The sequence below is a fragment of the Methylobacterium sp. PvP105 genome (genome assembly GCF_017876975.1).
In the GTDB taxonomy this organism is placed as follows: Bacteria; Pseudomonadota; Alphaproteobacteria; order Rhizobiales; family Beijerinckiaceae; genus Methylobacterium; species Methylobacterium radiotolerans.
In genome coordinates this window covers 18,349-39,235 of sequence record NZ_JAGIPA010000001.1, presented here as the reverse complement: position 1 = coordinate 39,235, position 20,887 = coordinate 18,349, and the positions used below count along the sequence as shown (strand labels likewise).

Sequence of the window (20,887 nt, the reverse complement as noted above, 5' to 3'; positions counted from 1 at the left end):
GCGCGGGCCGGCGGACCAGAGGGTGCCGGCCCGCGCCCGGGCCTCACGGCTGGGACGGCTGGCACGGATCGGTGGAGCGGGCCTTCCCGGCCTGCGGTTTCAGGGAGACGATGAGCTGGACGTTCGGCACGTCGCCGACCTGCCGGGTCAGGTGTCCGACGTGGCCCTCGGGCCCCTGCGGCGTCGATCCCATGTCGGCGTTGAACTCCACCTCCCCGGGGCCCTGCTCCAGCACAGCCCCGTCCGTGGCCTCCACGGACCAGCGGCCCGACAGGGTGATCACCCATTGGGGACCCGGCGCCGTGTGCCACGTGCCGACATAGCCGACCGGCAGGACCGCGTACTTGATCGACGTCACCTCACCCGGCGGAAAGCCGACATATTGCGGCGCTGCCGGAGGCGCGTAGCTCTTGAAGATGAAGTTCTTCAGGTCGCAATACTGGACATGGCTGTGGCCCTTGTCGTCGGCATAGAGCACCCCGTACCGCAAGGCGGGCGGGTCGGCCGATGCGAGGCCAGCCGGACCGGACGGCGCCGGCGCGATGGTCATCAGCGGCTCGCTCTTCGGCGCCCCGGCCGCGTGCGCGTGCAAAACACTTATGGCCGACGCGAGCAGGGCCAGCTCGACCCGCCCAGCATTCCTGAACCATCCCATGATTTCCCCTCCGCGCCGTCTCGCGCACGGCGAACGCGCGAAGATTTTCTAGGTCTTCGGATCGAGAGAACGCAATATACCACCCAGCTTGCCTGGAACGATTGCTTATGATCATAGATCTATTCTGGATACTATACTCGCGGATGAACAGGGTTTGTTCACACATATCGGGCTTCACGGGCGCGGCGTCGGTACTGCTCTCCGATGGGCCGTCGAGGCGACCGTACCGGCGGCGCGGCGCGCTTGTCCACAGGCGTCTGCCCGGCGGTCCGGGGCCTTGCCAGGACCGGCCGGGGCGGAAGCGATGCGGCTCGGTCGGGTGGGTCAGTCCGCCTGAGGCCCGGCGCCGGCCGGCCCGCAGGGCCGCGTTTCCGCCAGGATCCAGGCAGCGGTGTCGGCGTCCGCCCCGGCGACCGGCAGATGCAGGATGATCGGCGTATCGTAGGGGTGGCGCGCCTTCAGCGCGACCGCCAGCGCGTCGGCCAGCCCCTCGCGGCTCTTGAGGATGGCCGCGACCTCGGCGCCACGCTCCACCGCGCCCTTCCAGCTGTAGACGGACTGCATGCCCGGAAACACGTTGATGCAGGCGATGAGACGCTCGCGGACCAGGGCCTCGCCGATGTTCATCGCCGAGGCGAGGTCGGGGAAGGTGGTGTAGACGAGGAGCGGACGCTCCATGCTATGCCTCCGTCGGCGCGTGTGCTCGCGGAGTGAGGCGCATGCCGGGTAAGGACGTCAACCGGGCGGTTCGCTCGCCAGACTGGAGCCGTGACGTGAACCCTGAGGCGATCCCGACGCGCCTGCGCGGCTGCGCCTGATCCATGCCGCGCTTCCAGAAGATCGCCTTCGTGGCGAGCCCGACCGGCTACGCCCGCGAGGCCGCGGCCGCGCTGATGCGGCGCTACGACCACGTCCCGCCCGAGGAGGCCGACGTCGTCGTGGCCCTGGGCGGTGACGGACTGATGCTCCAGGTGCTGCACCGCTTCATGGACCACCCGAAGCCGATTTACGGGATGAACCGCGGCACGGTCGGCTTCCTGATGAACGAGTTCCGCGACGACGATCTCCTGGAGCATCTGGAGAATGCCCAGCGCAGCGTCATCCACCCGCTCGTGATGGACGTGCTCGATACGGAGGGCCGATCCCACCGGGCGCGGGCGATCAACGAGGTCTACCTGCTGCGCCAGACCCACCAGACCGCCAAGCTGAAGATCGCCGTCGACGGCAATGTCCGGCTCGACCTGCTGATCGCCGATGGCGTGCTCGTCGCCACCGCGGCGGGCTCCACGGCCTACAACCTGTCGGTCGGGGGACCGATCCTGCCGCTCGACGCCAAGCTTCTGGCGCTGACACCGATCTCGGCCTTCCGCCCCCGACGCTGGCGCGGCGCACTTCTGCCGGACTACGCGCGGATCCGGATCGACGTGCTCGACGCGCCCCACCGCCCGGTCGCGGCGGTCGCCGACCACACGGAGTTCCGCCGGGTCTGCACGGTGGAGACGTCCCTCGACCGGGCCACCGAGCTGGTGCTGCTGCACGATCCCGGCCACAGCCTCGACGAGCGCATCCTGCGGGAGCAATTCGGGTGAGTCTGCACATCCGGGCCGCGCGGGCGGCCGACCACGCGGCCATCACCGGCATCATCGTGCCGACCATCCGGGCCGGCGAGACCTACGCGCTGGACCGCGACCTCGGCGAGGCCGAGGCCCTCGCGTACTGGACCGGCCCCGACCGCGAGACCTTCGTGGCCGAGGAGGCGGGCACGGTGCTCGGCACGTATTATCTGCGCGCAAACCAGGCGGGCGGGGGCGCCCATGTCGCCAATTGCGGCTTCATGACCGGCGCGGCCGCTCTCGGCCGCGGCGTCGCCCGGGCCATGTGCGCGCACGCCCTCGATCGGGCGCGGGCGCGGGGCTTCACGGCGATGCAGTTCAACTTCGTGGTGAGCACGAACGTCCGGGCCGTTCGCCTGTGGGAGAGCTTCGGCTTCGATGTGGTCGGCCGGCTACCGGGCGCCTTCCGGCACCCGGACCTCGGGCCGGTCGACGCGCTGGTGATGTTCCGGACGCTCTGAGGCGCCCGGATCAGGGCCGCGGGGCCGCGACGAGGTCGCCCTCGCGGATCGCCCGCTCGCCGGTCTTCGTGCGGATCCGGTAGCTCGGCTCGCCGGTCTGATCCTCCGGCATGAGCCGCAGGATCTCGAACACCTCGCCCTCGCCCGTCTCGCCCGGGATGCCCAGTCGGGGTCGGCAGACGCGCTCGCCGATCTTGAACTTGTGGGACATGCCGGGCTCCTGGACAGGTATGGCTGCGGTCGCGCCTCAGCGCTTCTTCTGAGCCTTCGCCTTACGGGCGAGATAGCGCGCGTCGCGCTGGGCCTTCTGCTCGGCCTGCAGCGCCTTGGCGCGCTCCTGGGCGGCCAGTTGCTCGGCGTGCTTGCGCTCGATCTCGGCGAGGCGTTCGGCCTCGGCCAAGGCGGCGGCGCGCTCGATCTCGGCCTGACGCTGGGCAGCGCGTTCGGCCGCGCGGGCCTCGCGGGCATCGACCACCGCGCGGCGGGCGGATTGGCGGGCGAGGACGGCCGGGTCATCGGCGGACGGGCGCGCCCGGAACCGGGCCAGCATCTCGGAGCGCGCCTTGGCGGCGGTCTCGAGGCGATCGGCGACACCCTGCTTGTTCAAAAAGCTCACAGACACTCCTGGATCGGGTGCGGCGAAGACCGTCACCCGCAGAGGGGAAAGTAGAAACACGACGGCAGATACGAAGAAGCCGCTCCCAGAGGAGCGGCTTCCGGAGAAACGCTGAGGACGGCGATCAGGCCGTCTGGAGCTGACCGGCGGACTGCTTGCCGCTGCGACGGTCGGTCTCCAGCTCGTAGGAGACCTTCTGGCCCTCGTTCAGGCCGCGCAGGCCGGCGCGCTCGACGGCCGAGATGTGGACGAACACGTCCTTGCCGCCGTCATCCGGCTGGATGAAGCCGTAGCCCTTGGTCTCGTTGAACCACTTGACGGTTCCGGTGCTCATGGAAGTCCTTGATCTTCGCAGGCATAGTGAGAGATGGCGCCCTCCCGAAGGAGCGGGCGCCGGCATCGACCGATAGCGATAGGAAAGTCAGAACCGCCCTGCGAAGGCGTAACGGTCCAAGATATCCGGACACGTGCCGATGCGGTAGAAGTAGACCGCCGGCGGTTCTTTGGCAAGCGCGGGGAAATATTTCCCCCGGCCAGCGCCGCAGCGATGCGGGAAATTCTTTCCGCAAATTCCGGTTGAGCAGCGCCAGAACGGTCGCTTGAACAACGGGATAAGGGATTTCGATGCGGCGCGGCCGCGCGAAACCTGTGCTGCCGACCGGACGATCGGACGCGGCCGACGCGCAGCCGGGCGGCGGGTTCGCTCAGGCCGGGACGAGGCGCAGGACACCCTCGCCGCGCCGGTGGCCGACGGCGGTCACGGCGACCTCGCGGGCGCGGCCGTCGGCGACGAGGGCGGCGGCGAGCGCCGCCCCGAAGGGCGCCGCCACCTCGAGCCCGTGCCCGATCACGTCCCCGAGGGCACGCAGGCGCGCGCGCGGCGCGAGCTGCGCCAGCGCCGCGCGCTCCTCCGCGGTGATCGGGGCGACGCCGGTGGCACCGGACAGGACGTGGTCGGGAGCCGAGAGGCCAGCCCGCCGCCAGAGGGTCTCGAGGCTGCCGGCGACGCTGCCCGGCACGCGCCGGGTCCGGTCACTCGCCACCGGCTCCAGCCGGGCCAGGGCGCGGGCGCCGCGGGCGGCAGCGTGCGCGGCGGATTCGAGCATCAGGAAGGCCGCACAGCTCCCGAGGATGAACCCGCCCGCCTCGCCACCCGCGTCGCCCCGCGCGAAGACCGGGCGATAGGCGTCGCGGGCGAGATAGCCGCCCATCTCGTGGATCACCAGAACGTCCGGCCGCTCGGCGCTGTAGGAGCCGCCGACCAGGATCGCGTCGATCTGGCCCGAAGCCACCCGCGCCTGGGCGATCCGCAGGGCGTCGACGCCGGCGGATTCCTCGCCCATGAACGTGCGCGAGGCGCCCGTCACCCCGTGCACGATGGCGATGTTGCCGGCGAGCAGGTTCGAGAGCTGGGCGAGGAACAGCGTCGGACGGAGATCGTTCTGAAGGCGCTCGTTCAGGTAGGCGCCCGGATCTGCGGCGTCGCGCAGACCGGTCAGGATCGCGCCGTCCGCCGCGTAGTCGCGCTCGCCGCCGCCCGCGGCCACGACGAGGTGAAGCGCCTGCTTGAAGGCGGCGTCGTCCTTCACGCCCGCCTCGTCGAGGGCGAGGCCGGCGGCGTAGACCCCGAGCCGCTGCCACGCCTCCATCTGCCGCTGGTCGCTGCGCTTGGGGATCTGGCCGTCCCACGCGATCGCCGGGGCCGGATGGACCGGATAGGGCGCGAAGGTCTCGCTGTCGGTGCGCGGGGCAGCCTCCCCGGCGAGGGCGGCCAGGTGGGCGTCGACGCCCTCACCCGCGCAGGAGACGAGGCCGAGGCCGGTGACGACGACGGGGCGGCTCATGGCTGACTCAGGGCTCGCGTTCGGCCGGCGCCGAATCGGGAAACAGGCCGATCGTCCGCGCCCGCTCGCGCATCGGCGCGTCGAGCCCGTCCGGGAACGGCATGGTGCGGAAGCGGAGCTCCGCGTCGCACAGCGCCTTGCCGTCGTGGCTGATCGCCGCCTTGGTCACCGCGTAGCCCGAGCCGTCGTGCTCCAGGGTCGCCGTGACGAGGAGGTCCGCGCCGGGCCCGACGAAGGACCGGAAGCGCGCCTTGTCGACCCCGGTGAGGAACGGCATCCGGGCGAAGTCGAGATGGGCGAGCACGAGGTACCCGGAGGCCTGGGCCATCGTCTCGGTCAGGAGCACCCCCGGCACGAGGGGATGGCCGGGGAAATGCCCCTCGAAGACCGGGCTCGCCATCGGAACCCGGGCGAGCGCCTCGATGCGGCCGGCGGCCCTGTCGAGGAGCCGCACGGAATCGATCATCTCGAAATATTCGAGGCGCATGACGGGTCGGATCGGCCTTGGTTCAGACCTTGGCGGCCTTCTCGGCCACGAGGCCGTCGATGCGCGCGCACAGGTTCTTGAGGACGAAGTACTCCTCGGCCGGGACCTTGCCCTCGTTCACCTCCTGGGTCCACCGCTCGAGCGGCAGCTTGATCCCGAAGGCCTTGTCCACCGCGAAGGCGATGTCGAGGAAGGCGAGGCTGTCGATGCCGAGGTCGTCGATGGCGTGACTCTCGGGCGTGATCTTGTCCCGCGGGATGTCGGCGGTCTCGGCTATGATGTCGGCCACGCGCTCGAAGGTGGCGCTGCCGTGGACGGGCTCGTCGGACATGTCTACTCGCGGGCTGTTCGAGTTCCGGATCGGTCGTGCGGGAGCCCCCTCGCCGCCCGGGCAGCCCGGCGCAGCGCCCCGCGCGGCCGCCCTACGCGTGGACGGGCCCTGGAACGCGGCCCGGTCGAATGGCGGCGACCTCTACACGAGGGTGTCAGAAGCGGCAACCGCGGCGCTTCCCCGGCGTTTCAGCGCCTGTCCACAGGCGTGCGCTGCCCGGTGCGGGGGCGCGCGTACGCTCCGGACGCGCGGGCCCTAGCTTGACGGCGAGACGAGGCGCGTCCTCAGGAGACCAGACGGATGCCACCGATCACCAAACCCGCCGCGCCGCCGGCGCGGATCGAGACGCCGCCGCTGCCGCCGCAGGAGCGCGCGCGCTCCCAGGGAGCGGCCCGCGTCCTGCTGGTCCTGGCCCTGACGGCCCTGGGCCTCTGGATCCTGCACGAGTTCCTGCCGGCGCTCGCCTGGGCGTTGGTCCTGGCGATCGCCCTCTGGCCGATCTACCAGCGGCTGGAGCACCGCTTCCCGCCGGGCAAGCACAACATCCTCCTGCCCACGCTGATGACCGCGGCCGTGGCGCTTGTCTTCCTGGCGCCGCTCGCGATCCTCGGCATCCAGGCCGCCCGCGAGGCCCACGACGTGGCGGAGTTCGTCCGGAACGCCGAGGCGAACGGCATCCCGGCTCCGGAATTCCTGCAGCACCTGCCCTACGGCGCCGCACAGGCGACCGCGTGGTGGAACGACAATCTCGGCCACGCGCAGGCGGGCTCCGACCTGCTGCGCCGCTTCGAGAATCACTCGGTGCTCGGCGCCTCGCGCAATGTCGGCCGCGAGGTGGTGCACCGGATCGTGCTGTTCGGCTTCAGCCTCGTGGCGCTGTTCTTCCTGTTCCGCGACTGGCGGACGGTGCGGGACCAGTCGCTCACCGCCTGCCACCGCCTGTTCGGACCGCGCGGCGAGCGCGTCGCCCGCCAGATGGTGGCCTCGGTGCACGGCACGGTCGACGGGCTGGTGCTGGTGGGCCTCGGCGAGGGCTTCGTGCTGGGGATCGTCTACCACTTCGCGGGCGTGCCCCACCCCGTTCTGCTCGGCGCGTTCACGGCGGTGGCGGCGATGATCCCCTTCGGCGCCGCCGTGGCGATCGCCGTCGCGGCGCTCCTCCTTGTGGCGGCGGGGTCGGTGACGGCCGCTCTGGTGGTGGCGGCGGCGGGCCTCGTCGTGACCTTCGTGGCCGACCACTTCATCCGTCCGGCGCTGATCGGCGGCACGACCAAGCTGCCCTTCCTGTGGGTGCTCCTCGGCATCCTCGGCGGCGTCGAGACCTTCGGGCTGCTCGGCCTGTTCGTCGGGCCGGCCGTGATGGCCGCCCTGGTCTTGCTGTGGCGAGAATTCACCGAGGGACAGGACGCGACGGCCTGAGTCGCGCGAGCCGCTAGTCGGCCGCGCTCGTCCCGGCCGCGGCCTCGACCCGGCGCCGATCCTGGCGCCAGTCGGCCGGCTTCTCGAAGGTGCCGGCCCAGATGCCCCGGCGGGTCGCCCAGGCGTGGCCCTCCTGCCGGATGTAGGGGGCTGTCACCTGGCGGCTGGCCAGCGCCAGCCCCTGGCCCACCATCCAGGCGGACAGATCCTCGCCCTGGACATGGCAGATCCCGGCGACGCGGCCGGCGACAGTGCCCTCGCGCCGCTCGCAGGTGACCACGCCGCCGCCGATCCGCGCGCGCAGGGCCTGCGCGGCCTCGCGGCCGCAGCGATACTCCCGCCCCTTGGCGGTCTCGCAGCTCTGCGCGGTCTCGGGGGCGTCGATGCCGTAGAGATGGATGCGCGTGCCCTGCACCTCGATCGTGTCGCCGTCGATGACGGTCGCCGGGCCGCTGACCGTCCCGGCCGCGGCCGCGGGGCCGCAGAGGAGGAGCAGGGCAAGCATCGGTCTGATCATAACGGGGATGTCCACGCGGGTGGCGAGAATCTGGTGACGAGTTCGTCGGGCCCGAGACGGTGCCCGGCCAATGTGGCGAATTTGCCGGGCGACCGAATCGGCCTCGCAGGCGCGTCGCCGAGTTTCGGCCGTCATGGTTGCCAAAGCGTTCCGCCCGCCGGAGCGAAGCTTGGCAACGGAACGACGGCCCGGAGCCGGTCGTTATGAGTCATGACCTTCCTCAAGACCCTGCTGGCCAGCCTGGCCCTGTGCGCGGCTCTCCTGGTCTGGGCCGGCTTCGAGATCGGTCCGGAGCGGCCGACCGGCAGGACCGGACCCGGCCTGACCGCCGCCGCGGTGCTGGCCAGCGACGGCATGGCGCCGGACGGTCGGCCGGGCGGGCCCGCCGCGGACGGTGGCGGCCTGGACCGTGCAGCTCTGGCCCGCCTCGCCGGACGCGTCTCCGGAGAAGTCCGCGACGCGTCCGCCGCGGCAGCGCCGGCCGGCTGACCGGCCCGGCGATCGGCGTCGGCCGCTCAGGTCCGGTACTTGCCGTTGCGCTTGATGAGAACGCGGGTGCCCACCGGCACGCGCTCGTACAGGTCGGCGATATCCTCGTTCAGCATCCGGACGCAGCCCGACGACATCTGCTCGCCGATGCTCCAGGGCTCGTTGGTGCCGTGGATGCGGAACAGGATGTCGCGGTTGCCCTGGTAGAGGTAGAGGGCGCGGGCGCCGAGGGGGTTGTCCAGGCCGCCCTTCCGGGTGCGCGGCAGGTCGGGATGCAGCGAGACCATCGTGACGGTCGGGCTCCAGTCCGGCCACACGCCCTTGCGCCCGACCCGCGCCTCGCCCTTCCAAGAGAAGCCGGCCTTGCCCACACCGACCCCGTACTGCATCGCCGTGCCGTCGGCCTGGACAAGGACGAGCTGACGCTTGTCGATGTCGACCACGATCGTCCCGGGCTGCTCGGGGCCGTTGTAGCTGACCTGCTGGCGGCGATACTTCGGATCGAGGCGCTGCGTGTCGACCAGCGGAATATCGAAGGGCTTGTCGGGTTTGCTGCCGATGTACCAGGCCGACTCGTCGTCCTGGGCAACTTGGACCGGACGAGTCTGGCACGCCGCCAGGGGGGCGATCGCCACGACGGCGAGGAGGACTCGCGAGAGAACGATCCGGCGCAGGCGGCTCCAGGCCGAGGGAAGCGTGGCGATCATAGGTCCTGTCGTGCGGGATACGGTCGTCGCGCCATGCCTACCGTCTCCGCGCCTGTGACGATGTAGCTTTTCCGCCGCAGCCGGCCGCGCGCGGGCCGCTCCCGCGGCCACGGTTGCGCCCTAATTCTGAATCGCAGAGGCGCTCTATTGCGCCCGGCGCGGAGGTGAGCGATGCCCGAGACCGAAACTCTTCCGACCGAGGCGACGGTCGCCCCGGATGTCCCGCTCAGACCGGCGATTCACCTCGATCACTGCGTGATCCACGTCAGCGACTGGGCGCGCTCCAACACCTTCTACCGGGACGTGGTGGGTGCCGAGATCGTCGAGCGCGGCGCCGGCTTCGCCTACCGGTTCGGCGGCGTCCAGCTCAATTGCCACGGCCCGGGCGTCGAGGCCGTGCCGGTGGCGGCGACTCCCGTCCAGCCGGGCAACAGCGACCTGTGCTTCCGCTGGTCGGGCGCGATCGAGACCGCGATCGCGCATCTCGAGGCCGCCGGGGTCCCGGTGGAACTCGGCCCGGTGGAGCGGCACGGCGCCGCGGGTGCGGGGATCAGCGTCTACTTCCGGGATCCGGACGGCTCGCTCCTGGAGTTCATCACCTACGCGGGATGATCAGCCCCGGCTCTCGGCCAGCGCCTGATTGGTCTGCTCCAGCCGCAGCGCCAGCACGCGCATCAGGGCGATGCTGATCTGCGGAAACTGTGCCAGGAGTTCCAGGAACACGCCGCGGTCGATGCGCAGGGCGGTCACCGCGGATTGCGCCGTCACGGTGGCGGAGCGGGGCTGCTCGGCCAGGATGCCCATCTCACCGACGAGGGCGTCCTGGCCGAGGAGCGCCAGCCGCACCGGCCCGGCGGGACCGTCGATGCTGACCTCCGCCGTGCCCGAGAGGATCACGTAGGCCGCATCCGCCACGTCGCCGCGGGCGAAGAAGCGTTGCCCCGGCTCGAAATGGACCCGCTCGCTGGTGAAGGCGAGGAGCTTCAGGCGCGCCGGCTCCACCTCGCGGAAGAGCGGCACCTGCTTCAGGGAGGAAACCTCGGTGTCGAGGGTCATTCGGGGGCTCCGCGACGGGTCTCACGCCCAGGACGGCGGGGCCGGACGGGCGCGCTTATCCATGCGGTTCGTCAGGCACTTGTCCAGCCCCGCGCCTGCCGCAACCTGTCGGTGTGGTCTGGGCGCCGTCCTGACGGTGGGCCTCGCCCTGGCGTCGGGCCCGGCCGCGGCACGCCTCGTCCAGGCCGATCTCGCCCGCGTCGCGGTCGCGCCGCCCCCAGGTGCCCGGGTCCCGCTCGACCTCGCCGCGACCGACGCGCGCACCGACCGGCCGACCACTCTGGGGCAGGCCGTCGGGGGCCGCGCGGCCCTGCTGCTACCGGTGGACTACACCTGCGGGAATGTCTGCGACCCGATGCTGTCCATGTCGGCGGACGCCCTGGCGGCCACGGGCCTCCCGATCGACGACTACGCCCTCGTGCTGGTCGGGATCGACCCGCGCGACGATGCCGCGGCCGCGCGCCGCATGCTGGTCGAGACCCTCGGGGACCGGGCGAAGACCGTCCGGCCCCGGGCGCTCCTCGTGTCGGACGGCGCGCTGGCGCGCCTCACCGGCGCGCTGGGCTACAAGGCGGTGTACGATGCCGGGACCGACAGCTTCGCGCATCCCGCGGCGGCGCTTCTTCTCGCCGCCGACGGCCGGCTGTCGCGGGTCCTGTCGCCCCTGGCGCTGACCGAGCGCGACCTCCGCCTCGCCCTGATCGAGGCCGGCGAAGGCCGGATCGGCAGCATCGCGGACCGGCTCACCCTGCTCTGCTACGGCTACGATGCCGCGCGCGGTATCTACACGCCGCTGATCCAGCGAATCCTGACGGTAGCCGGGATCGTCACGATCCTGGCAATCGCCCTTCTGATCGCGGGCCTGACGCGCCTCGCGCGCCGGCGTCAGGCCTGAGACCTCTCCGTCCGACTCAGCGCTTCGTGGCGAGGCCCAGACCGCCGGGAGGGGGCGCGTCGCGCTTGAGACTGGCATTCAGGTGCGGCGAATCCGTCGGCTCCTCGCGCGTGGTCGGCGTGGCGGAATCTTCCGGCGCGGGCATCGGCGGCAGCGGTGGCGTGTTCGGCCGCGGCGCCGAGGCCTCATCCTTGACCATGTTGCGGTTCGTCATACGCGAAAACCTTTCCCTCGCGCCGCGCGGCGGCGCCATCCACCCGGAACAAGCCGCCGAACCTCCGGGGCAGCCGGAGCGAACGCGGACATCAACCAGCGTCGAATGTCGACCAACGCGGGACACAAGTCCGGGTTGCTGCCAAGCTTAGCTGGCGGAAGCTTGAGCAGGTCTCAGGATAGGAACCTTGGTTATTGCTGAAGGTTGTTGCGGGGTGAAGCGAAGCCTGAGGAGGAACTGATGGCATCCGGGAATTCGACCTCGAAGCGGGGCTTTGCCTCGATGGATCTGGAGCGGCAGCGCGAGATCGCCAGCAAGGGCGGCCGCAGCGTGCCGGCCGAGAAGCGCTCCTTCTCGCAGGACCGTGAGCTCGCCTCGTCCGCCGGCCGCAAGGGTGGCCAGTCCACGGGGACCGGCCGGGCCGAGTGAGGCCGCTGCCGAACCGAACCGCGTAGCGGCGCCGTGTCCCCCGGGACCGGCGCCGTTCTCGATTCCGGCCCCGGGCCGAGAGAGTCCCGCCAGCGTCGTTCACACAGCAAAAGGCCCCGCCGAAACGGCGGGGCCTTTTGCTGTGGGACTCCCGTCGGCGCCGATCAGGAGATGCAGCGGCCGGGGGTCATGCGCCGCGCCTCGGGGCCGACCAGTGAACTCAGGGCCGCCTCGCACCCCTCGCGCATCCGCCGCGGCGGCTGCCGCAGGATCGGCTTGATCTCGAGATCCTGGGCCTCACCCGCGACGGGCGCGTTCCGGCTCTCGAGCCGCTGCACGCCCGCCACCCGCGTCGGGCTGATCGACAGGGAGACCGGGCGCATTCCGGGCAGCGGGGCCTGAACGGTCTGAGCCGTGGGAACCGGCATCGTCCAGCGATCCGCCGTGTCGCGAACCACCGGCTGGATCAGAACGGTGAGAAGAGCGGCAGGAGCACTCACGCCCAGAATGAAACCAGACCGCAGCATCGCCCCGACCTCATCGCGAGAGCTTGACAGGATGTTCGTACAACGCGCCCTGCAATCGCAGGTTCCTAGACTGTGCCGCGTCTACGCATCCTGAGTATTCGAACGCAGCTCGGCCGTTGGTGCGGCGGCGCACGCCCGCTATCCACAGACCCGAACCGTTGCCGAAAAACCACTCGCTACGAAAAATCGCCCGCCCTGGAACCTCCTGGGCCGGCACCCGTTCCCTCTGCACCCGGCCACCTGGTCCTCCCCGCATTCCCCTTGTGCATCGGCCGGAACCTTCGCGACGGGCTGGAGCCTTCTCCGGCCCGTTTTTTTGCGCGCTTCCGGACACGGGCGGCGGCCAGGCAACAAAAAACCCCGGCTCGCGCCGGGGTTTTTTGTTGCCACCGTTCCCGGTCGCGGGCGGCCCGGGCGAACCCCGGGCGCGACCCTACAGGCCGGCCTCAGGCCGTCTTGGCCTCGCGCCGACGGGCGGTCTGCTGGAAGAACAGCGCCTGGCTGATCACCGCCGAGACGTTGGCGGGCTGGAACGGCTTGGCGATGAGGAAGGCCGGCTCGGGCCGCTCGCCGGTGAGGAAGCGCTCCGGATAGGCGGTGATGAAGATCACCGGCACCTCGAAGGACTTCAGGAGGTCGTTCACCGCGTCGAGGCCGGAGGAGCCGTCGGCGAGCTGAATGTCGGCCAGGATCAGGCCGGGGCGCTTGCCCTCGCCGGCGATCTTGATCGCCTCGGTACGGGTGCGGGCAACGCCGATGACGTTGTGGCCGAGACCCTCGACCAGAGCCTCCAGATCCATCGCGATCAGGGGCTCGTCCTCGATGATGAGGATCTCGGTCGCCATGTCGGCGGCGAGCTCACGGCCGGCCTCGTCGACGAGGTCGCGAACCTCGGACACGTCCACGCCGAGGATGATGGCCGCGTCCTCCTCCGAGAAGCCCTCGAGGCAGGAGAGCAGGAAGGCCTGGCGCGGCAGCGGCGTGATCTGACCGAGGCGCACCTCCGCAGGCAGGTCGTGCTGAACCTGCTCGCTGCGGCCGTTGACCGAGAGCGAGTTCCAGATCCGCGTGAAGACGCGGAACAGGTCGGCCTTGATGTTGGTGCTGCGACCGAGCGTGTCCGGCTCGTTGACGAGGGTCTCCAGGGTGGCGGCGACGTACGCGTCACCCGCCACTTGGCTACCCGTGAGCGCGCGCGCGTAGCGGCGCAGGTACGGCAGGTGCTGTACCACGAGTTGCGATGTCGACATTCGATCCCCTGTGCCTCGCCGTGTTGCCCGGCCGCGAGCGCCTCGATCCGTTACCGAGGGCCTGCCGGGGCCGGCTCTGTGTCCTGCGCAGCCTACCGCCCAACGCGGAGGCCCGCACTCCGTTCCACCCCCCGGCGGAACCGATGCCGGCGCGCAGGCGTTGCCGGCGCAGCCATGGCGTATGTCGAGCCGCAGCACAATGCGGCCGGGCCGACTTCGGCAACAAGGGGCGTGTTGATGGTGGACCAGGGGAAGGAGGCAGGTCTTCGCGCGCGCGACCCGCACGCCGAGACTGCTTCGGATCGCTCATCGGCGCCCGAGAACAGCTCCGGTGACGCATCCGCTTCCGACCAGCCCGACCGCGCCCGGAGCAGGAACGGCCTGAGCGATCAGACCCGCAATCGCATCGCCGCGCAGTTGCGCGCGATGTACGACACGGTCACGCAGCAGCCGGTCCCCGACCGCTTCGCCGAGCTGATCGCACAGCTCGACAGCGCCGACCGCAAGGGCTGAGCCGCCGACGCATTGATCGGCCTGCATGCGAGCAGCGCTCGGACCGCCCCCACCTGTCCTCACACGATCGTGGAGACCGGCCCGGCCAATCACCATCGCGCGCGGCGGCATCATCCCGACGGAAGAAGCCGCCGCCCTGAGGCGACGGCTTCTCCTGCGTGCCCGTGCGCCGGCCCGCGTTCGGGGCCGGCATATCCGGTCAGTCGTCAGAGGGTCGGCGAACGGCCCCGCATCAGGCCGACGACGGCGGAGATCGCGAACAGGACGATCGCCACGAAGAACACCAGCTTGGCCGCTTCCATAGCGGTGCCGGCGATGCCGCCGAAGCCAAGCAGAGCGGCCACGAGGGCGACGACGAGAAAAGTTACGGCCCAACCGAGCATGGTTCGTATCCTTAGAAAGTACCAACGCGGGCGGGCCGCGTCGTTCTGAACACGAAAACGCCAAGGTTTAGCTCCGGTTCCGCCCCTATTGCGAAGTCCTGTGAGTCCCTACGGCCGCGCGCGCCGTCCGCGACACGGGGTGACGGAACGAGACAGGGGCGCTAGCGTTCGAAGATAGGTCTCCAGGCTCGATCCGGGATTTGCGATGCTGCAATCTGCCAAGAGTGCCGTTCGATCGAAGGCCGCCGCGATGGCGGCGCGCGTGACCGAGATCGTCGACAGGGCCGGCGATGCCCTGCGCGCGGCCGCGCTCGGACTCGTGCCGGCACCGGCGCCCGTACCGGTCCGCGTGCGCGCGCGCCAGCCGCGCCGGCAGGACTGACCGCACGGCGGGCGCGCCCCGCGGGATCGGACGCGGCCCCCTCCGCGTCCATCCGGCTCGGCGCGCGGTGGGATCGCCACCCCGGCCGCGATGGCCAGCACCGCGGACGGGTCCTGACGGCGACCGACACTCCCTTTGCCGTGGCCGCCGATCCGCACAGCCTTCGGGGTGATTGCCACGCGGCCGCCGAGCGTCCATGGAACCGCCGTTTCGATCGCACGGGATCGCGATGGCGGACACCGACGAGACCACCCTGACCTTCGATCCCTCGATGCCTCCGGCCGGCCGGCTGGACCGGGTCGCGCCGCTGATCCGCCGACGGGTCGCGCCGAACGGCGGCCCGTTCACGGCGAGCGGCACCTGCACCTACGTGGTGGGCCAGGAGCGCGTCGCGGTGATCGATCCGGGCCCGGACGATCCGGCCCATGTCGACGCGCTGCTTCAGGATCTCGGCACCGAGCGGGTCGAGGCCATCGTGGTCACCCACACCCATCGGGATCACTCGCCCGGAGCAAGGCTGCTCGCCGCGCGCACCGGCGCGCCGATCGTCGGATGCGCGCGGCACAGGGCCGCGCGGGCCCTGTCGGAAGCGGAGACCCCGATGCTCGACGCGAGCGCCGACCGGGCGCACGCGCCGGAACGGATCATGGTGGAGGGCGACGCCGTGTCCGGCCCGGGCTGGACCCTCGTGGCCGTCGAGACCCCCGGTCACACGATGAACCATCTCGCCTTCGCGCTGCCGGAGGCGCGGGCGCTGTTCTCGGGCGACCACGTCATGGCGTGGTCGACGACGATCGTGGCCCCGCCGGACGGCGCGATGCGGGCCTACATGGAGTCCCTCGACAAGCTGCGCGGCCGCGACGAGGCGGTCTACTGGCCGGGGCATGGCGGCCCGGTGCGCGAGCCCGCCCGGTTCCTCCGGGGACTGGCCGGGCACCGCCGCCAGCGCGAGGCGGCGATCCGCGCACGGCTGGCAGCCGGCGACGGGCGAATCGCCGACATCGTCGCGGCGATCTACCAGGGGCTCGACCCCCGGCTCCGCGGCGCGGCGGCCCTGTCGGTCTTCGCCCATCTGGAGGATCTGGTCGGACGCGGGCTCGCGTCCTGCGACGGCGCCCCCCGGCTCGACGGCACTTACGCGCCGGCCTGAGGCGCGCGGCGGCTCACTTCACCGCGAGGGCGAGGTTGGCGACGTCGTCGAGATAGGCCCGGATCCGGTCGGCGTTGCTGCCGAAATCCCGGCCGCCGAGCCGCGAGGCCGAGCGCACGTCGATCCGCGCCCCGTCGGCACGGGGGCGGATGCGCACGGTGACATCGTCGGGCAGGTTCAGGATCAGCCCCCGGGCCACGGCCTCGATCCGGCCGTTGCCGGTCCGGCCGCCCGGCCGGATCGCCTCGACGATCTGCCAGTGCCGCTTCAGGGCCGCCTGCCGGGCGAGTTCGAACGCCTCGTCGGCGCCGATATCGAGGGTCAGCGGCGCGATCTGCGGATAGGCGCCGCGCTGGCTCTCGCGTGCCGCCGGGCTCGGGTCCGCCGGGTAGCGTCCGCCGCGGGCCGCGAAGGCCGCCCGCGAGCGCGAGAAGGCCGGCGGATTGTCGATGTCGGTGGTGATGTCAGACAGGGCGGGCAACCGCAGGCCGCGCAGGCCCAGGAAGGCGGGGTAGCCCAGCACCGCCAGCGCGAGGACCAACCCGGCGAGGGCGGCCCCGAGGCCGCGGGCGCCCTCGCGCCAGACCCGCACGAAGGCGAAGATCGCGGCCGCGGCCGCCAGCAGCGCGACGCCGAGTCCGGCCAAGAGGGCCACGAGGGCGGCGTTCGTGTCGGAGCGCGGATCCCGGACGAGGACGAGGGCGATCCCGGTGGCGATGACGGCGAACACGGCGAGCCGCCGGGCCAGCGGCCCCGCGCGGGTGACGGGTTCCTCGATGAGCAGACGGCGCATGGGGATCATGGAGGCGTTCGAGGCCTGATCTTAGAGCTTGGCCGGGGCCGGCACCATGGCGCGGCCGTCACGGGGCATAGGCGCGGGCGTTGCCGGGCAGTCCGAGCGTCGCGGGCAGCTTGAGCGGATCGGGGAGCATCGCGTCCCCGTACCGGCCGGCCGGATCGGAGGCCTCGCTGTGGGCGACCGTCTGGGCCGTCAGGGCGCTCCAGGGCCCCGTGACCGCGAACAGGATCCCGCGGGAGGCGTCGCCGGGCGGGCGCAGGACGAGGTCGCCCTTGGCATCGAGCCGCCGCTCCGGCAGCGAGACCTGACCGTGCAGGGTCGCCCCGACGCTCGGCCCCAGGAGCCCCGATTCGGCGATCTCGCCCACGCCGTCGACGAAGCGCAGCGTCACCACGGCCCGCTCGAAGGCCGTCCGGCCGTTCCGGCGCGCCAGGGCTCCGGACGCCACCGCACCGTTGCGGTGGACGACGTCGGCGAGGTCGAGGCCGGCGATGGCACCGCCGTCCATGGCGAGCGTGGCCCGACCATTCAGATGCGCCAGCAGCCCGGCCGTGTCGCGGGCCCTGGAATCGAGGGCGAAATGCCCCTGCACGGGCCCGATGACCCACCGCGCCGCACCGATCTCGCCGAGGAGCGCGCCGAGATCGACGCGATCGAGGCTCCCCTGCGTGCGCAACTCGGTCGCGGCCGGGTCGGCGCCGCTCGTCAGGTTCACGCGCCCCTTGAACGTGCCATCCTGGATCCGGGCCCGGTTCACCGCCACTTCCAGGGCGGCCTCCCGCACCAGGACGCTCGCCGCCAGATCCTGCACCCGGACCGCGCCGGCGCGTCCCTCGGCCGCCGACAGGCGCAAGTCGAGGTCGCCCCGCGTGAAGGGCGCCAGGGCGATCGACACGGGCGCGGGGTCGAGGAGTCGCGACAGATCCGCGACGAGCGGCGTGAGATCGAGTGTCTCGGCCGCCAGGGTCGCCTGCACCGAGAGGCGCGGCGCCTTGCCGGGCCCGAGTGCGACGGCGCCTGCCCCCTCGAGCACGTTCTGGCCCAGGCCGATGCGCAGGCTCGGCCACGAGACGGACCGCTCGGCCGTCTCGAACCGGCCGTCGACCGAGAAGGCCCCGGCGAGCGGCGCCAGCGGCACGTCACGGCCGATCCAGGCCAGGCTCTCCGGCAGGGATCGCGTCTCGAACCGGACCTGCCCGGACATGACGGGCAGCGCGCCCCCCTCCGCGGGCGGCGCCAGCGTTCCGTCCGCCGCGAGGCTGCCGTTCGGCCACGTGATCTCCGCGGTGAAGGGGCTGCCGCGGCGCTGGGCCAACGCGGCCGGACGCAGGTGAGTCAGGGCGATCCGGGTCGGTACGCCCCGCCAGATCAGGCTGGCCCGGCCCTCGGCGGCCCTGCCCCAGAGCGGCCACGCGATGTCGAGGTCGATATCCCGGGCCGCGTCGCCGGCGGCGAGGCGCGCGTCGCGCAGGACGATCCGGCGCGGCCGGGCCGTCTCGCCGGACCGGGCCTGCTCGGCGAGGCGCGCGAGGGCTGCGTCCCAGCCGACGGGATCGTCCGACAGCCGCGCGCCCTCCAGGCGGAGGCCGCTGACGGCCGCGCGCCCCCCGAGGAGGCTCAGCGGGTCGAGGTCGATGGTCAGGCGGCCCTCCTCCGCCAGGACCGGGCCGGCGGAACCGGCGGCGAGCCGGACGCGGTCGAAGGTCAGGCGCGGCCAGGGCAGCACCGCGAGGCGCGCCGGCCCCTCCAGCGTCAGACCGAGGCCGTAGGCATCGAAGGCGCGGCGGGCGAACGCCGTGACCCGGCCGTCCTCCACGGGCCAGTCGCGCAGGCCGAGGCCGGCAGCGATCAGGCTCCCGAGAGCGAGGACGAAGATCGGGCGGCGCAGCGACATCATGCTCCGAAGGGGCGGCGGCTGTGGCCGGAAGCCGGGCGCCGCGCCGGCCCCTCGGGCTGCCACGGCCCGGCAGGGTCTGCACGTCGAGGGGGCAACTTAGCGTCCCCGGCCGGCTTTGTCTGCCGCGCCCGCGCAGGGCCGCCCTGCCCTCCCCAACGCAGTGCCGGTTACGGATCGCCCGGGACCGCACGGACCGGTGCGGCGCACCACTGGATTTCGCGCGCGGAATCGGGGAGAGCAGGCGCGAGGACACGCGCTTCCCAAGGTTTCGGCCGGTCGGATCCGGCGGGAAAAGGACGGTTCGATGAAGAAGGTCTACACGGATGCCGCCGCCGCCCTGGCCGGCCTCCTGCACGACGACATGATGGTGATGTGCGGCGGCTTCGGCCTCTGCGGCATCCCCGACGAGCTGATCGAGGCGGTGCGCCTCTCGGGCGTCAAGGGCCTCACGGTCGTGTCGAACAATGCCGGCATCGACGGGGTCGGCCTCGGCAAGCTCCTGGATACCCGCCAGGTCGCCAAGATGATCTCGTCCTACGTGGGCGAGAACAAGGAGTTCGCCCGCCAGTATCTCGGCGGCGAGCTGGAGATCGAGTTCAACCCGCAGGGCACGCTGGCGGAGCGGATCCGCGCCGGCGGCGCGGGCATCCCGGCCTTCTTCACCAAGACCGGCGTCGGCACCAAGGTCGCCGAGGGCAAGGAAGTCCGCGAGTTCGACGGCGAGCAGTACGTGATGGAGCGCGGCCTGTTCGCCGACCTCGCCCTGGTCCACGCCCACACCGGCGACACCGAGGGGAACCTGCGCTACCGGATGACCGCCCGCAACTTCAACCCGATGATGGCCACCGCCGCCAAGATGACGGTGGCGCAGGTCGAGCACCTCGTGAAGCCCGGCGAGATCGACCCGGACACGATCCACACGCCCGGCATCTTCGTGAAGCGGATCATCGACGTCGGGCAGCGCGACAAGCGCATCGAGCAGCGCACCACGCGCAAGCGCGGCGACAGCACCCCGGCCGCGGCGGCCGGCGGCGGCACGCACTGATCGGACGGGAAGGGAGCGAGAACGATGGCCTGGACCCGCGAGCAGATGGCGGCGCGCGCCGCCAAGGAGCTGGAGGACGGCTTCTACGTGAACCTCGGCATCGGCATCCCGACGCTGGTGTCGAACTACATCCCCGAGGGCATGTCGGTGCAGCTCCAGTCGGAGAACGGCATGCTGGGCATGGGCCCCTTCCCGTACGAGGGCGAGGAGGACCCGGACCTGATCAACGCCGGCAAGCAGACGATCACGGCGCTGCCGACGACGAGCTACTTCTCCTCGGCCGATTCCTTCGGGATGATCCGCGGCGGGCACATCAACCTGTCGATCCTCGGCGCCATGCAGGTGGCCGGCAACGGCGACCTCGCGAACTGGATGATCCCCGGCAAGATGGTGAAGGGGATGGGCGGCGCCATGGACCTCGTGGCGGGCGTGAAGCGCGTCGTCGTGGTGATGGAGCACGTCGCCAAGAACAAGGACGGCACCGAGAGCCCGAAGCTGCTCAAGGCCTGCGACCTGCCGCTGACCGGCACCCGCGTGGTCGACCTGGTGATCACCGATCTCGGCGTGTTCGAGATCGACAAGAAGGGCGACGGCGGCATGAGGCTGATCGAGCTCGCCGACGGCGTCACCGAGGACGAGATCCGCGGGAAGACCGAGGCCGACTTCACGGTCGTCCTGAAGAACTGACGCCCCTGGGCCCGGCGGCCGACGTCGCCGGGCCCGTCGCGGGACGCGTTACCGGGGTCGGACGACCGATCGTCTAACGGTCCCGCGGACGCGGCCGACGCGCCCCTCACGCCTCGACTCGGACGCGAAACACCCCCTGCCACGTTCGGAACAGGAGGTGTTTCGCGCGGTCAGTGCAGGCCCGGCCGCGGGGCTCGGTCCCGTGAGTCCGTCCGGCCGCGGCCGTGTCAGCCCGCGTCGCTGGCGCCCGCACCCGCGAGCTGCGGGTCCCGGGTCGCCGGGCGCACCGGGCTGTCGGCCGCCGGCTCCGCGCCGTGCAGCGCCCGCCGGACGTAGCCGTCGACCCGGTCGCCCTGCTCCGGCAGGGCAGCCTCGAGATGGGCGATCATCTTGGGCGTCCAGAACGCCTTGATGTGCTTCTGGATTCCGGCCACCGCCTCCTCCTCCGGGTAGGACCGGAAGAAGGTGGCGATCTGGTTGGCCATGCGGACGAGCTTGTCCGCCTGCGTCACGGCGCTCAT

Annotated in this window: 30 protein-coding genes; 12 read left to right on the top strand and 18 right to left on the bottom strand. The window is 71.7% G+C overall.

Annotated features, from left to right (window positions below; all coding sequences use genetic code 11):
* Positions 1 to 43: 43 nt before the first annotated feature.
* On the bottom strand, positions 44 to 655 hold the full coding sequence (locus J3A75_RS00240) for a hypothetical protein (RefSeq protein ID WP_083374461.1): 612 nt from the start codon (positions 653 to 655) through the stop codon (positions 44 to 46).
* 324 nt (positions 656 to 979) lie between these two features.
* Complete coding sequence (gene cutA, locus J3A75_RS00235) at positions 980 to 1,333, bottom strand: divalent-cation tolerance protein CutA (protein WP_012321933.1); 354 nt, start codon at positions 1,331 to 1,333, stop codon at positions 980 to 982.
* 143 nt (positions 1,334 to 1,476) lie between these two features.
* Here cutA and J3A75_RS00230 point away from each other — a divergent pair, with 143 nt between their 5' ends.
* Together J3A75_RS00230 and J3A75_RS00225 are read left to right on the top strand one after the other, a co-directional pair.
* On the top strand, positions 1,477 to 2,244 hold the full coding sequence (locus J3A75_RS00230; protein WP_020090865.1) for an NAD kinase: 768 nt from the start codon (positions 1,477 to 1,479) through the stop codon (positions 2,242 to 2,244).
* Between the two features lie 2 nt (positions 2,245 to 2,246).
* Entirely contained in the window at positions 2,247 to 2,729 is a 483-nt protein-coding gene (locus J3A75_RS00225; RefSeq protein ID WP_029359971.1) for a GNAT family N-acetyltransferase, read from the top strand.
* Between the two features lie 10 nt (positions 2,730 to 2,739).
* Here the strand turns inward: J3A75_RS00225 and J3A75_RS00220 are convergent, their stop codons facing one another.
* The 6 genes from J3A75_RS00220 to J3A75_RS00195 all read right to left on the bottom strand — a co-directional run bounded on the left by J3A75_RS00220 (position 2,740) and on the right by J3A75_RS00195 (position 6,007).
* On the bottom strand, positions 2,740 to 2,940 hold the full coding sequence (locus J3A75_RS00220) for a hypothetical protein (protein WP_012321930.1): 201 nt from the start codon (positions 2,938 to 2,940) through the stop codon (positions 2,740 to 2,742).
* Positions 2,941 to 2,976: 36 nt separating this feature from the next.
* Complete coding sequence (locus tag J3A75_RS00215; protein ID WP_012321929.1) at positions 2,977 to 3,345, bottom strand: DUF6481 family protein; 369 nt, start codon at positions 3,343 to 3,345, stop codon at positions 2,977 to 2,979.
* A 124-nt stretch (positions 3,346 to 3,469) separates the two neighbouring features.
* Positions 3,470 to 3,679, bottom strand: coding sequence for a cold-shock protein (locus J3A75_RS00210; RefSeq protein ID WP_012321928.1), 210 nt, complete (start codon positions 3,677 to 3,679; stop codon positions 3,470 to 3,472).
* A 370-nt stretch (positions 3,680 to 4,049) separates the two neighbouring features.
* On the bottom strand, positions 4,050 to 5,189 hold the full coding sequence (locus tag J3A75_RS00205) for a beta-ketoacyl-ACP synthase (protein WP_012321927.1): 1,140 nt from the start codon (positions 5,187 to 5,189) through the stop codon (positions 4,050 to 4,052).
* Between the two features lie 7 nt (positions 5,190 to 5,196).
* Positions 5,197 to 5,676: a 3-hydroxyacyl-ACP dehydratase FabZ family protein gene (locus J3A75_RS00200; protein WP_012321926.1), complete on the bottom strand. Its 480-nt coding sequence runs from the start codon at positions 5,674 to 5,676 to the stop codon at positions 5,197 to 5,199.
* A 22-nt stretch (positions 5,677 to 5,698) separates the two neighbouring features.
* Entirely contained in the window at positions 5,699 to 6,007 is a 309-nt protein-coding gene (locus tag J3A75_RS00195) for an acyl carrier protein (protein WP_012321925.1), read from the bottom strand.
* 300 nt (positions 6,008 to 6,307) lie between these two features.
* On the opposite strand from J3A75_RS00195, the gene J3A75_RS00190 reads away from it, so the two are divergent.
* A complete protein-coding gene (locus tag J3A75_RS00190) occupies positions 6,308 to 7,426 on the top strand; it encodes an AI-2E family transporter (RefSeq protein WP_024828337.1) in 1,119 nt (372 codons plus the stop codon).
* Positions 7,427 to 7,439: 13 nt separating this feature from the next.
* Here the strand turns inward: J3A75_RS00190 and J3A75_RS00185 are convergent, their stop codons facing one another.
* Positions 7,440 to 7,931 carry a thermonuclease family protein gene (locus J3A75_RS00185; RefSeq protein ID WP_234741058.1) on the bottom strand — a complete coding sequence of 164 codons (492 nt, stop codon included), beginning with the start codon at positions 7,929 to 7,931 and terminating at the stop codon, positions 7,440 to 7,442.
* Between the two features lie 222 nt (positions 7,932 to 8,153).
* Here J3A75_RS00185 and J3A75_RS00180 point away from each other — a divergent pair, with 222 nt between their 5' ends.
* Complete coding sequence (locus J3A75_RS00180; protein ID WP_029361594.1) at positions 8,154 to 8,432, top strand: hypothetical protein; 279 nt, start codon at positions 8,154 to 8,156, stop codon at positions 8,430 to 8,432.
* A gap of 26 nt (positions 8,433 to 8,458) precedes the next feature.
* On the opposite strand, the gene J3A75_RS00175 is transcribed toward J3A75_RS00180, so the two are convergent.
* The gene (locus tag J3A75_RS00175) at positions 8,459 to 9,139 is read right to left on the bottom strand and encodes a L,D-transpeptidase (protein WP_012321921.1); all 681 of its coding nucleotides are present in this window, start codon (positions 9,137 to 9,139) and stop codon (positions 8,459 to 8,461) included.
* A 171-nt stretch (positions 9,140 to 9,310) separates the two neighbouring features.
* Here J3A75_RS00175 and J3A75_RS00170 point away from each other — a divergent pair, with 171 nt between their 5' ends.
* Entirely contained in the window at positions 9,311 to 9,751 is a 441-nt protein-coding gene (locus tag J3A75_RS00170) for a VOC family protein (protein WP_012321920.1), read from the top strand.
* Here J3A75_RS00170 and J3A75_RS00165 read toward each other — a convergent pair whose 3' ends face one another.
* Complete coding sequence (locus tag J3A75_RS00165; RefSeq protein WP_012321919.1) at positions 9,752 to 10,195, bottom strand: cyclic nucleotide-binding domain-containing protein; 444 nt, start codon at positions 10,193 to 10,195, stop codon at positions 9,752 to 9,754.
* Between the two features lie 136 nt (positions 10,196 to 10,331).
* Here J3A75_RS00165 and J3A75_RS00160 point away from each other — a divergent pair, with 136 nt between their 5' ends.
* The gene (locus J3A75_RS00160) at positions 10,332 to 11,090 is read left to right on the top strand and encodes an electron transporter (RefSeq protein ID WP_312892298.1); all 759 of its coding nucleotides are present in this window, start codon (positions 10,332 to 10,334) and stop codon (positions 11,088 to 11,090) included.
* 16 nt (positions 11,091 to 11,106) lie between these two features.
* Here J3A75_RS00160 and J3A75_RS00155 read toward each other — a convergent pair whose 3' ends face one another.
* Positions 11,107 to 11,304, bottom strand: coding sequence for a hypothetical protein (locus J3A75_RS00155; RefSeq protein WP_012321917.1), 198 nt, complete (start codon positions 11,302 to 11,304; stop codon positions 11,107 to 11,109).
* Between the two features lie 240 nt (positions 11,305 to 11,544).
* Between J3A75_RS00155 and J3A75_RS00150 the strand changes: the two genes are divergently transcribed.
* On the top strand, positions 11,545 to 11,733 hold the full coding sequence (locus J3A75_RS00150) for a general stress protein (protein WP_010683678.1): 189 nt from the start codon (positions 11,545 to 11,547) through the stop codon (positions 11,731 to 11,733).
* Positions 11,734 to 11,897: 164 nt separating this feature from the next.
* Here the strand turns inward: J3A75_RS00150 and J3A75_RS00145 are convergent, their stop codons facing one another.
* Together J3A75_RS00145 and J3A75_RS00140 are read right to left on the bottom strand one after the other, a co-directional pair.
* A complete protein-coding gene (locus J3A75_RS00145; protein ID WP_234741055.1) occupies positions 11,898 to 12,161 on the bottom strand; it encodes a hypothetical protein in 264 nt (87 codons plus the stop codon).
* A 545-nt stretch (positions 12,162 to 12,706) separates the two neighbouring features.
* Positions 12,707 to 13,510, bottom strand: a complete 804-nt coding sequence (locus tag J3A75_RS00140; protein WP_012321915.1) for a response regulator — start codon at positions 13,508 to 13,510, stop codon at positions 12,707 to 12,709.
* 174 nt (positions 13,511 to 13,684) lie between these two features.
* Between J3A75_RS00140 and J3A75_RS00135 the strand changes: the two genes are divergently transcribed.
* Positions 13,685 to 14,023, top strand: a complete 339-nt coding sequence (locus tag J3A75_RS00135; protein ID WP_234741054.1) for a NepR family anti-sigma factor — start codon at positions 13,685 to 13,687, stop codon at positions 14,021 to 14,023.
* A gap of 206 nt (positions 14,024 to 14,229) precedes the next feature.
* Here the strand turns inward: J3A75_RS00135 and J3A75_RS00130 are convergent, their stop codons facing one another.
* Complete coding sequence (locus tag J3A75_RS00130; RefSeq protein WP_007568853.1) at positions 14,230 to 14,406, bottom strand: DUF1328 domain-containing protein; 177 nt, start codon at positions 14,404 to 14,406, stop codon at positions 14,230 to 14,232.
* Positions 14,407 to 14,611: 205 nt separating this feature from the next.
* Between J3A75_RS00130 and J3A75_RS00125 the strand changes: the two genes are divergently transcribed.
* Together J3A75_RS00125 and J3A75_RS00120 are read left to right on the top strand one after the other, a co-directional pair.
* A complete protein-coding gene (locus tag J3A75_RS00125; protein ID WP_012321913.1) occupies positions 14,612 to 14,788 on the top strand; it encodes a hypothetical protein in 177 nt (58 codons plus the stop codon).
* Positions 14,789 to 15,059: 271 nt separating this feature from the next.
* Entirely contained in the window at positions 15,060 to 15,938 is an 879-nt protein-coding gene (locus J3A75_RS00120; protein WP_409518682.1) for an MBL fold metallo-hydrolase, read from the top strand.
* A 13-nt stretch (positions 15,939 to 15,951) separates the two neighbouring features.
* Here J3A75_RS00120 and J3A75_RS00115 read toward each other — a convergent pair whose 3' ends face one another.
* Both J3A75_RS00115 and J3A75_RS00110 read right to left on the bottom strand, forming a co-directional pair.
* The gene (locus tag J3A75_RS00115) at positions 15,952 to 16,731 is read right to left on the bottom strand and encodes a DUF1499 domain-containing protein (protein ID WP_029361197.1); all 780 of its coding nucleotides are present in this window, start codon (positions 16,729 to 16,731) and stop codon (positions 15,952 to 15,954) included.
* Between the two features lie 67 nt (positions 16,732 to 16,798).
* Positions 16,799 to 18,634: an AsmA-like C-terminal region-containing protein gene (locus tag J3A75_RS00110; protein WP_245372124.1), complete on the bottom strand. Its 1,836-nt coding sequence runs from the start codon at positions 18,632 to 18,634 to the stop codon at positions 16,799 to 16,801.
* A gap of 304 nt (positions 18,635 to 18,938) precedes the next feature.
* On the opposite strand from J3A75_RS00110, the gene J3A75_RS00105 reads away from it, so the two are divergent.
* Both J3A75_RS00105 and J3A75_RS00100 read left to right on the top strand, forming a co-directional pair.
* Entirely contained in the window at positions 18,939 to 19,679 is a 741-nt protein-coding gene (locus tag J3A75_RS00105; protein ID WP_012321909.1) for a CoA transferase subunit A, read from the top strand.
* A 24-nt stretch (positions 19,680 to 19,703) separates the two neighbouring features.
* Positions 19,704 to 20,366: a 3-oxoacid CoA-transferase subunit B gene (locus J3A75_RS00100; RefSeq protein ID WP_012321908.1), complete on the top strand. Its 663-nt coding sequence runs from the start codon at positions 19,704 to 19,706 to the stop codon at positions 20,364 to 20,366.
* 227 nt (positions 20,367 to 20,593) lie between these two features.
* On the opposite strand, the gene J3A75_RS00095 is transcribed toward J3A75_RS00100, so the two are convergent.
* Complete coding sequence (locus J3A75_RS00095; RefSeq protein ID WP_029361198.1) at positions 20,594 to 20,887, bottom strand: formate dehydrogenase subunit delta; 294 nt, start codon at positions 20,885 to 20,887, stop codon at positions 20,594 to 20,596.